Source organism: Fibrella aquatica, from assembly GCF_041321135.1.
In the GTDB taxonomy this organism is placed as follows: Bacteria; Bacteroidota; Bacteroidia; order Cytophagales; family Spirosomataceae; genus Fibrella; species Fibrella aquatica.
On the sequence record NZ_JBGGWF010000001.1, the window covers coordinates 288,999 to 302,679 of the forward strand.

The 13,681-nt window shown below is 52.3% G+C and carries 6 protein-coding genes; 2 read left to right on the forward strand and 4 right to left on the reverse strand.

Annotation, left to right across the window (positions count from 1 at the left end; all coding sequences use genetic code 11):
- Complete coding sequence (locus ACAW87_RS01060) at positions 1-1,551, forward strand: GH3 family acyl-acid amido synthetase (protein ID WP_370721289.1); 1,551 nt, start codon at positions 1-3, stop codon at positions 1,549-1,551.
- A 52-nt stretch (positions 1,552-1,603) separates the two neighbouring features.
- Positions 1,604-3,544 carry a M1 family metallopeptidase gene (locus tag ACAW87_RS01065; protein ID WP_370721290.1) on the forward strand — a complete coding sequence of 647 codons (1,941 nt, stop codon included), beginning with the start codon at positions 1,604-1,606 and terminating at the stop codon, positions 3,542-3,544.
- 481 nt (positions 3,545-4,025) lie between these two features.
- On the opposite strand, the gene ACAW87_RS01070 is transcribed toward ACAW87_RS01065, so the two are convergent.
- From ACAW87_RS01070 to ACAW87_RS01085, 4 genes are all read right to left on the reverse strand, one after another.
- Positions 4,026-4,787 carry a DUF4397 domain-containing protein gene (locus ACAW87_RS01070; protein ID WP_370721291.1) on the reverse strand — a complete coding sequence of 254 codons (762 nt, stop codon included), beginning with the start codon at positions 4,785-4,787 and terminating at the stop codon, positions 4,026-4,028.
- 32 nt (positions 4,788-4,819) lie between these two features.
- Entirely contained in the window at positions 4,820-6,367 is a 1,548-nt protein-coding gene (locus ACAW87_RS01075; RefSeq protein WP_370721292.1) for a SusD/RagB family nutrient-binding outer membrane lipoprotein, read from the reverse strand.
- Positions 6,368-6,384: 17 nt separating this feature from the next.
- Positions 6,385-9,474 (reverse strand): SusC/RagA family TonB-linked outer membrane protein, encoded by a 3,090-nt coding sequence (locus ACAW87_RS01080; protein ID WP_370721293.1) that lies wholly within the window; start codon positions 9,472-9,474, stop codon positions 6,385-6,387.
- A gap of 276 nt (positions 9,475-9,750) precedes the next feature.
- Complete coding sequence (locus tag ACAW87_RS01085) at positions 9,751-13,440, reverse strand: CRTAC1 family protein (protein WP_370721294.1); 3,690 nt, start codon at positions 13,438-13,440, stop codon at positions 9,751-9,753.
- Positions 13,441-13,681 lie beyond the last annotated feature (241 nt).

Sequence of the window (13,681 nt, forward strand, 5' to 3'; positions counted from 1 at the left end):
ATGGCTATTCTTGGCAGCTTACTGAAACGCGGAATCCGGCTGACGAACGTGGTGCAGCGGCGTAAAAAGCTGAATCCCTTTCGGGCGCAAAAACGAACATTACTGAAACTCGTCAGGAAGGCACGCCATACGGAGTTCGGGCAAGCTTTCAGCTTCGATGACGTGTTACATCAAGGGTACTTCGGCAACGAGCGCTCATTCTACGAAGCTTACAAACGGAACGTACCTGTCTACGATTATAACTCGCTGTTCGATGCCTGGTGGAACCGATCGCTGTCCGGGGAGAAAAATATTACCTGGCCGGGACGAGTGAAGTATTTTGCCCTCAGCTCAGGTACGTCGGAGGCGGCTTCGAAGTACATTCCGGTGACGAAGGCCATGATTAAGGCCATCAAGAAAACCAGCATCCGCCAGATTCTGACGTTGGGGAAATATCAGCACCTACCCGCTTCCCTGTACGAAAAAGGCTACCTCATGCTGGGCGGAAGTACCAAACTGAACGCCCGTGATGGGCATTACGAAGGCGACCTGAGCGGAATTACAGCCGGGAAGATTCCATTCTGGTTTCAGCGGTTCTACAAGCCCGGTCCCGAAATTGCTCAGGAGCGCGATTGGGGCATTAAGCTCGACGAAATCACCGAACAGGCCGCCGATTGGGACATTGGCTACATTGTGGGGGTGCCCGCCTGGATTCAGTTGCTGATGGAGAAGATTATCGCCCATTATAAGGTGAAAACCATCCACGACATCTGGCCAAATCTGGAAGTCTTCTGCCACGGCGGGGTGTCGTTTGAACCCTATAAAAAAGGGTTTGAGAAACTACTGGCCCGACCAATCACCTACATCGAGACGTACCTGGCCTCAGAGGGTTTTATTGCCTATCAGACGCACCCACAGGCCGAGGGTATGCAACTGGTGCTCAATAATGGCATTTTTCACGAATTTGTACCATTCAACGAAACCAACTTTTCGGCCGATGGCGTAATGGTGCCTAACCCGGAAACGCTGATGATCGACGAAGTGGAGGAAGGTAAAGAATATGCCCTGCTGCTCTCGACCTGCTCAGGTACGTGGCGGTATCTGATTGGGGATACGATCAAGTTTACGTCGGTCAAGAAAGCGGAGATCGTCATTACTGGCCGCACCAAATTCTTCCTGAGTCTGTGTGGCGAACACCTGTCTGTCGATAACATGAACAAGGCCGTTGACCTATCGGCGCGGGAGATGAACATCGATGTTCGGGAGTTCACCGTAGCGGGCATTAACCATGATCCGCTGTTCGCGCATCACTGGTATATTGGTGCTGACGGATATGTTGACGCCGATCAGCTTCGGGATAAGATCGATGCCCATCTGAAAGCGTTGAATGATGACTACGCCACCGAGCGGCAACATGCCCTGAAAAGCATATTTCTGACGGTGTTGCCCGCACAAACATTCTACGACTGGATGGCAGCCCGCGGCAAAATGGGTGGACAGCACAAATTCCCCCGTGTGCTGAAAAAAGCCCAAATCGCCGAATGGCAGGCGTTTATTGCTGACGCGAGCTGAGACCGCACCGGCGGACCGGCAAAATCTTGCGTCTCTACTCCCCCAAAAATCCATGCGCCCACTCTACTTATTCCTCCTGTTCATTCCCAGCCTGGCGAACGCTGTTGCGTCGCCGCTGAGTCCGCGCAATGCAAACTATCGGATTGATGTGCGGCTGAACACCGATACGAAACGGCTAGACGGAAAGCAGACGTTGACCTGGCGAAATACGTCGCCCGACCAGATTCGGGAATTGCGGTTTCACATGTACCTCAACGCCTTCAAAGATGCTAACTCAACGTTCATGCGGGAGTCGGGTGGGCAATTGCGGGGGGATGCACTGGACAAGTCGAAACCCGAAAATTTTGGCTGGACGAAGCTGACGGCGCTAACCGACCAACGAACGGGCGAAAGTCTGATTGCAAAGGTGCAGTTTATTCAGCCCGACGATGAAGAAGCAGGTACGTTCAATACCGACGACAGAACGGTGATTCGCGTGCCGTTGAGCCAACCCGTGGCCCCCGGCGAGACTATTGTGCTCGATATGGCATTTCAGGCCAAATTGCCTAAGATTTTTGCCCGCACTGGTTTCAGCAAAGATTTCTTTCTGGTAGGTCAGTGGTTCCCGAAAATTGGTGTTTATGAGCCAGCCGGTATGCGGGGCCGCACCGTTGGCGGCTGGAACTGCCATCAGTTTCACGCCCATTCCGAATTTTACGCCGATTATGGCACCTACGACGTAGCTATTACCACACCAACCGCTTTTAAGATTGGCGCAACGGGGCAACAAATAGGTGAAACAGCTCTTAAAAACGGCACAAAAACTACCCGCTGGCATGCCGACGATGTGATCGATTTTGCCTGGACAGCTTCACCGCACTATATCATCACAGATAATCAATGGCAGGGAAAGGTGGGTATGCCGGTTAAGATTCGGTTGATGATGCAGCCCGAACATAACGATCAGGCGCAGCGCCACCTCGACGCGGCCAAAGCAGCCTTGGCGTATTTCGATCAGCATCTGGGTACGTATCCGTATTCGACCCTGACTATCGTTGATCCGCCGTTGCGGGCGTCGGGGGCGGGAGGAATGGAGTACCCCACGTTTATCACCGCCGGTACGTCGTGGAAATTACCGGCCGGGTTGCGCTTCCCGGAAGTGGTGACGGTGCATGAATTTGGGCATCAGTATTTCATGTTGCTTCTGGCCAGTAACGAATTTGAAGAAGCCTGGCTTGATGAAGGGTTTAACCAGTATTATGAAGGCCGAATCATGGACGAAACCTACGGACCGCGAAGCGCGCAGATCGACTGGTTTGGTTTCAAGATGGGTGATATGGAAGCGTCGCGCGATGGGTATGTTCACCTCGATAATCCGGCTATTGGTCCAGCTTATGGCAATACGTGGCAACTGCCGTCGGGCTACTATGGGGCGTTAACGTACCTGAAAACCGCCACCTGGTTGCGTACGCTCGAAGGCTTGCTGGGTAGACCGGTGATGGATGAGGTGATGCAGACGTACTTTATCCGCTGGCGATTCAAACACCCCAACGCTCAGAGTTTTATCGACGTGGTGAACGAGGTTGTTCCCCGCCGCCTTGGTCAAAAGTATGGGCCGGACATGAACTGGTTCTTCGATCAGGTACTCTTCGGCGACCGCGTTTGCGATTACAAACTGGCCAAGCTGAGTAACCGCGACAACAGCCCCGCCACCCTGCGCGTCGATCGGCTGGGCGACATGCAACTGCCCGTAGATGTGCTGGTTCATTTCGAGAACGGGCAGGAAGTGATGCTCTTCTGGGATGGAAAATCACGGACGCGCACGTTTACCATGCCTCAAAAAGGCCGCGTAAGTTGGGCGCAGATTGACCCGAAGCAAAAGCTGTACATGGATGTCAACGTGGTCAATAACAGCTTGTCTACCAGTCCATCATCGGCACCATCAGCCAAATACGCGGTCAAGTTCCTGTTCTGGATCGAAAACACCATTCAGTGGCTGTCGTGGCTGGTGTAGGGTCTGAGTTCGTTTTTAAAGTCAGTCCTCTGTCGATTTATAAAATAGGCGGATGAGTCTTTCAACTTTAGTTGATTAGCCAAATTACCGGAAGTGCATGCTGCGCCCCGCTGGGGCTTGGTGTAGGCAAGCTGCCTGCCAGAGGCTACCGACGCTACGGCCCGCTGGGCTTGAGTGTGAATCGGTTTTAGCTTCTAATTCGACAAAGTAAACGGATGAGCATTGTTGGAAAGGCCCAGCGGGCCGTAGCGTCGGTAGCTTTTAACAGCCTTGCTCACGCTCAGCCCCAGCGGGGCGCAGCATGCGCTTTTCTCATTACCCAGTCTTTATACTAAGTACCTGGTTACCTAATAAGACACTGACCGAGATAGATAAGCCCAGAAAAAACTTTCAGTTGATACCGTTGGCTGAGGCCAACAAATAACCACAAAAAATGCCCCTCCGTAACCAGAGGGGCATTTTTATGAAAAAGCAGATTATTTTACCGGTTCACGTACACGTTAAGACCAGGTGCAGCCGTACCGGTGCGGCCTTGTATGCCGCGGATAAACACCGTAATGGCCCGACCCGCCGACGAACTGGTAAACGTTACCGTACCCAGGTTGGTGGCACTGCCCGGAGCCCGGAACGCAAATACGGGTCCGGTAATAGCATCAACAGCTGTATAGGGCGAAACTGCCTTATAAGCCAGATTGCTAGCCAGTACCGTGTTAGGGTTGTTAAGCGCCAGATCATAGGTCGAACCAGGAACGAGATTGATAAACCGCACATATAGTTTGGTCACCTCTTCGGCTCCGTCGAACACGTCGTTTACCAGCATCACTTCGGGTTGTACACCCGCCCCGGCAACCAGCAACGAATAGTATTTATTGTCTTCCAGCGTCAGGTTCTGCGTGGTGATCACCGTGGCACTACTGGCTGTAGTGCTGGCCGGCACCGAAAGACTAATCGATTGAGCACCCGGCGTGACAATGGCGTAATTAGAGCCTGCCGCAGGAAACGTGGTGTTATAAGGAATGCCTGTTGGTCGACCAGGCGATGTAGCCGTAGCGCCAACCGGGGTAAAGCCGCTGAACTTCTTCCCGCCGATCAGTAAATCGAGGCTCGATAGATCGGGAGCAGCGTGAACTAACTTAAGCCGCGCCCCGGACGTTACCGGATCAATGGGTAGCTGAAGGCTGTTTTTCTCGCACGACAGCAGAAGCGCGGCCGCCGAGAAAAGATATAAAATGTGTTTGAACATGGTCAGTTTGTCGTTTCAATCCTGAAACAGGATTACGGTTGTACAAACCACACGGGTTTCGTGTGATAATCGAGTTCTAAGCCACCCAACGGCCGCAATGCTTCGGCGTTCCAGACGTACTCGGAGTTATACCGGGGACGTACCCGCTGAGCCAATAACCCGTTGTTATTCAGGAACAGCGTCTGCGGGAATGTAATGCTGGTAAACACGTCGGTGCTGTAGTTGTAGCGGCGCATATCAGCCCACTGCTCCAGGAACCCCCAGCCCCATTGGGCAATGTACTTTTGCAACATGATCTGATTCAGTTTCAGATCGGCTGCTGTTGGTACAATAAGTGGATTGTTCAGGTATGCGTTGCGGTCAGTAGCTGAAATGTTCACATACGAAGCCGTCATGTGCGCCTCGATACCCCGACGATAAGCAGCCAATGCCGTCGCTTTGTCGCCTTTGATAAAGGCAGCCTCTGCTTTAATGAACTGCAACTGGGCAAATGTCATCAGTGGGAATGGGCCTTTATCCGTGAAGATGTAGCGTCCTGTAGTGCCAGCGGGCGGAGCAAGGGCCAACTGTGTACCCCACGGGCTTGGAACACGAGTAGGAATAGGAGCACTGGCCGCTGTTGATTGGCCCAGACCAGGGATAATACCCCGGAAAGTGCCATCGCCGCTAGCAGAGAGCATAACGGGCAACCGGGGATCTTTGACACCGCCAAACACGGTTCCGTCGAGTAGGCGAAGGGCGAACGAGGATTGTCCGTAAGACTGTAAGTTTTGACGAAGCGGGCCAAAGAACGAACCGTCGGCAGTACTTAAGCCATTGAACGTAAATTGTGCATCGTCAGCATTGCTGGTGAAGGCGCTGTCTACATAAGCAATTACCTGATCGGGCTTATACAGGCTCTTCTTGTTCGACAGGTGATGCGCGTTGATCGCCAGCAACCCGTACGCAAACTTCTTCCATTTCAGACGATCGCCGCCGTAAATCCGGTCACCCCGGCCAAGCGAAGCGGTCGATACGGCTCCATCAGAGCGGCTCAGGTTTGTGATGGCTTCTCTGGTAAGACGCACCACTTCCTCGTAGGCAAACTCCTGCGTGTCGTAGTTGAATGTGTTCTTGGTTGGGTCCTGATCGTAGGCTTCTTTAATAATAATCTCGCCGTGCTGATCGGTCAGCATTTGCCAGCCCCAGGCTTGCATCACCTTCCCTACACCCACATAATCCCAGCGCTCGTTGGCCTGCGCATTATTGATGAGGTTGATCAGGTTGCGCCCGCCCCGCCAGTATACGTTCCGCCAGATTTCGCCGCCTGCATCACTATTAACTGCGTAGCCGTGCAGATCCCAGACAACACCGGCAGTAACATTGTGCCAGTTCTGCACGTACGAGCCCATGTAACGGGCGTCGAATTGAATACCCAGCACGTACTGATTCTGAATAGGAGACAGCAGCAAGGCGGCTTCTACCTGATCAGGGTTGTTGGGGTTTTTATTGATGTCAAGGTAGTCGTTGCAGCCGCTCAGACCCAGCGTGAGGCCGGTTAGTAGCAGGGCAAGAGTACGTTTAAACGGTATCTTTTTCATGTGAAGTCTTGTCAATATTAGAAGCCGAGGCTGATACCTACGTTGAATACCTTTGGCAGGGGCAGGTTGCCATAATCGATACCCTGACCACCCGAACCGCCTGTAGCGGTGTTGTTACCGTTCACGCCGGGGTCGCCGCCAGTGTAGTTGGTCAGCAGGAAGAGGTCGTTACCCGTTACGAAGATGTTGGCCGTTTTAAACATTTTTGACCGGCTCAGCGTCGAAGAGGGCACTGAATACCGCAGCGTCAGTTCTTTTACACGCATCCAGTTCACGTCGCGCTCAATGAAGTTTTCGTCTGAAAGAGCTCCGTAAAACGTGTTGTTGTAGTAAGGCGTCACCTGAATGGTGTTTGGCGTTGGGTTGTCGGTATTTTCCAGCCCGTCTTTCAACACGCCCCGGAAGGTGTATGGCGTTTCGCGGTCCAGCGTTTTCATGCTCAGACCCCGGCTATACATATACGCTTCGGTTGCGTTGAACACATCACCGCCCTTACGAACATCGAGTACGAAGCTCAGTCCGAAGTTTTTGTAATTGAATGAGTTCACGAAGCCGATCACAAAATCAGGGTTGCGGTCACCAACAATGTTCCAAACCGTTTCGGTCAGCGGCAAACCGGTCAGCGGGCTTACCAGAATATCGCCCCGCGTGTTGCGTACATAGCTGTTACCGGTAAACGTAGTCAGCGGATTGTTCAGGCGAATACCGTTACGCACGTTACCAAAAATCCAGGTGTCCGACGAGTAAAACTCGGGCAGACCGGCTGGTAATTCAGCCAGGCGGCTATTGGTTTTGGTAAAGTTTAGGTTTGTTGTCCAACTAAAGTTGGTGGCGCGAACAGGCTCAGCATTGATGGTCAATTCAACACCATTATTCCAGAGACGACCTGCGTTGATCGTTTTCAGGATGAAACCGGTAGCGTAGCTGATCCGCAAATCCCGGATAATCTGGTTGCGGCTGTCGGTACGGTAATACGCCAGATCGAAACCAATCCGGTTGTTGAAGAACTTCATCTCCGTACCGATCTCATACGAATTTACTTTCTCTGGAACCAAGAACGGGTTAGGCGCGGTAAATCCATAGCTGAAACCGCCGCCTGTCGTGGTCTGACTCTCATAGGCCTGCGACGTAGCATATTCAGGTGCTTCTTTACCTACCTGCGCGGCCGAGGCCCGGAATTTGGCGTAGCTCAGCACATTACGAAATTTGCCTTCGGGCAAAAGGTCGGAGAATATAAGGCTAAACGAAGCCGACGGGTAGAAGAACGACCGTGACTCGATCGGGAAGGTTGACGACCAATCGTTCCGGCCCGTTACGGTCAGATAAGCAACGTCGTTATAGCCCACCGTAGCAGAACCAAAGACACCGAGCAGACGACGTTTACGGATAAACTCTCTTGATTTCTGGGTAAGCGGGTCCGTGTTATTAATCGACACGAAGTTGGGGTCCAGGAATTTCTCACCGCGTGTTGCCAGCGACACATAATCGAAATCATACAGCGCCTGACCAACCAGACCCGACAAGCTCAGCTTACCGAAGTCTTTGTTGGCTGCCAGCACATACTGACCCGTTAGTGTCCGGTTATTGTCCGTCGCCTGATCGAGCGCACCGCCAATAACGCCACCCGACCGGTTCGATTCGGGGTGATACATAAACAAATACCGGGTCGAGTATACGTCGAGACCAACGCGGCCCGTCAGTGACAGCCAATCGGTAAAGGCGTACTTCATGCTGATATTGGTAATTGCCCGGTTACCGGCGTCACGAAGTTTATTCTTGTTGACGTCGAAGTATGGGTTTTCAATTTCGCTGGATGTTGTCGTTACCCGACGCCGTGATCCATCGGCGTTCAGATAGGCCGACATATCGTCGTTGGCAGGCCACGAAACCAGACCCAGCAGAAACGAGTTGGTTCCCTTCGATACCTTGGTGTTGGCCGTGTTAATATACTGTAACGTCGACTCGATCGAGAGTTTATTGGTGATCTTCGCCGTGCCACCCAGACTAATATTCAGACGCTTATAGTCGGTAGTTGGAATAACTCCCTGGCTATTGAAATAACCGGCCGATAGGCGATAGGTGTACCGATCAGAACCCCCATCGAACGAGATGTTATGCCGCTGCCCTGTACCATCGCGCAGAAAACCGGCTCCGTTGTCGTACAACTGAACGTTCTCGGCGTAGCGAGGGCCAAAGGCGTTGAAACTGGTGTTTTGCGACACGCCGTTGTTTCCCTGGCTATACACGCGTTGCACCTCAGGCAGCGCGCCTACCTTCTGGAGCGTATACGTACCTGTGTAGGTGATGCGTCCCTGACCGGCTTTGCCTTTTTTAGTCGTAATCAGAATGGCACCGTTGGCGGCATCAACGCCATACAAAGCCGCTGCTTCGGGCCCTTTCAGAATCGTGATACTCTCGATATCGTTAGGGTTAATGTCCTGTGCCCGGTTCGAGAAGTCGATGTTCCGGTTCTCGGTCGATTGGCCCGTAATGCCACCGGCCACAAACTGGTTATTCTGCGCCGTGCGGTTATCGATCGGCATCCCGTCTACTACATACAAGGGCTGGTTGTTTCCGCTGATCGAGTTCACCCCCCGAATTTGAACACCTGACGAAGCCCCCGGCATCCCGCTCGACGTACCTACCTGCAAACCGGCCACCCGGCCCTGCAAGGCATTAATGAAGTTGTCACGCTGCGAATTAGCGATGTCATCCCCTTTCAGTTGCGGGACGGAATAACCCAACTCACGTGATTTACGGCTCTGGCCCAAAGCCGTTACCACTACTTCGTTGAGTTGGTTGTCATCGGCCTGTAACGTCATGTTGATTACATCGGAATTGGCCACGATCACATCGCGGGATTTATTGCCAATGTAGCTGAACCGGAGCGTTTGGCCTGTAGCGGCCTGAACCCGATAATTGCCTTCGGCGTCGGTGGTGGTTCCGCGCGACGTACCTAGCACAACAATGCTGGCCCCCGGAATTGGTTTGTTGTCTTCTGATGAAGTTACTTTTCCTCGAAGTTCCCGGTTTTGCGCCCAGGCTGCCGATAGTGACAGGCCGAGACAAAATAGGAACAACAGGCATCTACGTAGCGACTGCTGCATGATGTACGTTGGTTTGAGATGAGAAAACGGTTCCCCTAACTGAGGTATTAGCAAAGTTCTAGATAGACGACCACGATTAAAAGTGTAGCCGAAGAATTTAATGGTTTAATTGTGGCAAACCTTGTTTTAACCCAACATAATTTTTTGAAACACGCTGTTTACCAAGTAATACTGCTGGTTAGTGTATTGTTGACACAAATCTGACGAGTAAAAGCGCAGGGCGCCCTGATCGAAACCGGAACGCCCTGCGCACTGAAAGTAAGTGAATCAGGTAGCTTAGTGGCTGGCCACAATCTGTTTTTGAATGCGCTGCGGAGCCGTTCTGCGTCCTTTGCCATCAATCCAAACCACCAACTTCGCGCCATTATCCAGCGTAAGCATTCGGCTCGACTGGGAGAGAAATGAACTGCCAAAAGGCAGTTCGACCCGGCGTGTTTTGTTGTTGCCAAAGGTGATCATCGCGGCAACATCGGTTGGTTTGGGCGTAAGCGATTGGCTGGGTACGTTCGATTGAAAGGCTAAAAGTGGTCCCCGGTTCTGCGTTGCCAGGTAAAGAAGATGCCCCGTTGCACCGGCTACCTGAACCAGTCCTTTGGCGTTACCCGCTACACAAAGGCCACTTTTTTGCATCATCTCTGCCGTGAAGTGCCCTCGCCCGTCGCCACGCAGATACAGGCCGTTCAGGGCGTCGTACCGACCAGCCAGCACCTCACCGCTAAAATCATTGCCCACCGCCAGTATGTCCAGATTGCCGTCGCGGTCAACATCGGTAGCAAGCATGCCGAATAAAGGGCTTAGCTGGGCTTGCATAGGCAGGGGCCGCATCATAAAGTCACCGTTGCCCTTGTTTTCCAGGTACATCGAGCGCAATTCGTTCGCTTCCAGTACCATGGCCTGTTGCCGTTCCTCCGGCTTCAGCAGTTTGTCAATGCTGGCTTGGGTGAAGTCTCTGTATTGCTGAAAACGACCGCGCAGCACAATCATTTGCTTAATCAGATCGTCGCGTCCGTGAAAGGTAAACTCACGTACCTGACCGGTTTCGTCGGGAATGAAAACGGTGGGAATGGCATCGTAGAAACCGTTGTTGTCGAAGTCGCCCGCATAGATGCGTACGGGCTGACGTTCGTTGGCGCGCATTCGGGCATTCAGGCCGAGGTTACCCGCCACATAGTCCATATCTCCGTCGTTGTCGAAATCACCAGCTGTGATTGAGTTCCACCAGCCAATGGCTTTGCTCAACTCACTGTTCACTGCCCGGCTCAGTTTACCTTTTTCGTTTTTCAAGAGGGTAATGGGCATCCATTCGCCCACCAGCAACAGGTCGGGGTCGCCGTCGTTGTCGGGGTCGGTCCACAAGGCATCGCAGATCAGACCAATGTCTTTCAGGCTTGGAGCCAACTGCGCCGTTACATCGGTGAAACGCGGTTGGCCCGGCTTACTGTCGTTGCGCAGCAGCAGGCTGGAGGCGGCTTTAGGGTATTCATCGGGAATGACCCGCCCGCCAATGAACAAATCCAGATCGCCATCCTGATCAAAATCGGCAGCTCTGACGCACGATTTACTGGTGGTGTTGGTAGGTAACGTACCTGATGGGGCCAGCGCGAAAGTGCCTTTTCCATTGTTGAGGTAAAGTCGGTCCTGATAAGCAGACGTGTTGGCAGGCGCTTCCACGCTACCGCTGGCGATGTAGAGGTCGAGGTCACCGTCGGCGTCGGCATCGAAGAGCAGGGTACCCATGTCTTCCTGTTGCTTATCGACTGTCGTATTTAGGGGAGGTAGGCCGGCCGTTTTGGCGAACGTACCTGTCTTTGTCTGCATCAGAAAATGTCCTTGCTGTTTTCGGGAGCCACCCACAAAAACATCATCCAGCCCATCGCCGTTTACATCGCCCACGGCCACCGGTGGTCCAAACTGCGATAGTTTGTGGGGTAGCAGCTTCTGGTTGTTGAAATCGATAAACTCCGGCTCGGTGTGTACCAGCGTCAGCCCCAGCGAATCGGTTACGTTGCGAAGCAGGGGAGTGGGGACCGCGCCATCTATGGCGGGTGTTTCAGTGGCATCGGCCTGGTGCAAGGTCAGCACCTGATTGGGCTTTACGTTAAGGAGCGTTTGTTGCCGCGCAGGCTGACCATCGTGGGCGGGCCATACCACACGCACCTCCCGAACGACGCTTACATTCCCCAATCCGAAATGGCCCACGGGTTCAACCGTAGAGAGGTAGCCTCGGTACGGACTGTGTTCATATACCTGTTGCTGATTTTTCGGCCCGCTCTGTTGGTCGTATATAATGGTCACCAGTGCGCCCAGTCCCATTCGGTTGCGGGCATGTCCGTCAAAACGGATGCGCAGGTACGTGGCCGCTTTGCCTTTTTGCTCGATGAGGTTGTTGCGATACACGAAGGCGGAATCGTTAATGTTGTTGACTACATAATCCAGATCGCCATCATTGTCGAGATCTCCGTAGGCGGCTCCATTCGAGAAACTGGGCGTTTTCAGCCCCCATTCTTCGGTGACATCGGCAAACGTAGGTACGTTGCCACCCAGGTTACGAAACGCGTAGTTAGGTATTTTAACCACCGGAATCTGATCCAGCAGAAACCGCTTTGTGGTCACGGTAGAGCTTTCTTCGCGGAACGAAATAAAATCTCGGTCGGTCACATCTTTCGGAAAGCCATTGGTAACTAGTAAATCACGGTGACCGTCGTGGTCAAAATCAACCAGCGACGGTGCCCAACTCCAGTCGGTTTCGGCCACATCGGCCAATAGACTGATTTCGCTGAAAAGTGGAGCCCCTGTACTATTGGACGGCATAGGTTTGCCCGGATTAACTGCCTGGGGGCGTGGCCCCTGATTGAGTTGCAGCGTATTGCGAACATACTGGTAGTTGAAGCCGTAAAGGTCATTGTTCAGGTAGGCCTGGTAGTTATTAGGTCCTACCAGCATCTTCTTGCGGAAATTGTCGCGCGGCAGCATATCAACGGCCACCACGTCCATCAGTCCGTCGTTATTGATGTCAGCCACGTCGTTACCCATCGCCGAGCTGCTGGTATGTTTGAAATACTGTGCCGCCTCATCCCGAAAGCCGGTGTGTTTACCCGCCGTATGCTGGTTGATCCAGAGCAGATCGTCGGTCAGGTAATCATTAGTGACGTACACATCCCGCCACCCGTCCCGATTCAGATCGGTTATGTTCAGGCCCAGGCCATACCCCTCCATCTGAATGCCTTCCTGACGCGACACATTGGTAAATACCGGATGGCCTAGTTTGGCGTCGAAGTCGTTCCGGTAAAGCCGATCGGTCGTTTTAGAAGCGCCGTTGGCTACTTTGTAATGATACGTACCCGGGCTGCGCTCTTCAATCGTATTGGTCAGCACATACAGGTCCAGGTCGCCGTCATTATCATAATCGAAAAAAGCGGCGTTGGTGGTATGTCCATTGTCGGCCACGCCATACTCGCGGGCCATTTCCTGGAAAAGCGGTACCCCGTTTTTCACGCCCTGATTCACGTAAAGCAAATTTTCCCGCTTTACTGAGTCTTTGCTCACTGTGGCTCCCACGTAGAGGTCCATTCGCTCGTCGTTGTTAATATCGACCATGGCTACGCCGGAACACCATTTGCCAGCCCCGCCCACACCCGCTTCTTGTGTGATGTCGCGAAAGCGAAGGTCAGACGATCCTGATTCGGTCTGATTTAGAAAGAGGCGGTTGGGTACTTGGTTGCCGGTGAAGAACACATCTGTTCGCCCGTCATTGTCAAAATCACCCATCGCTACACCGCCACCATTGTATATGTACTCAAAGTCGACAATGTTCATTGTGTCACTGTCAATAATACGATTGGCGAAGGTTATGCCTGTGATTTTGGCCTCTAGACGCGAAAAGAGCGGTTTTTGACCAAACTGACACGAGTTGATTACTAGAAATAAAATGGCAATTAGTACTAGTCTGCAGTAGTAGATAAGCATATTTGTTACTGAAAAATGTGTATTTAATAAACGCACTAGGGTTTTGTACTTACTGGCTATTTGGCTGCATTTGTGCCTTATCAGAACAATTTTATCCTTATTTACATCAATATTGTATTATTTCAAAAAAATATAAAGTATAAGCTGTTTATTGCGCACTTATTGAGTGTATAAAGTACCGGGTATATTCTTGTGTCTTTTCAAGAATGTACTCATGCTGTTAACTAACTTTTTTTAAACC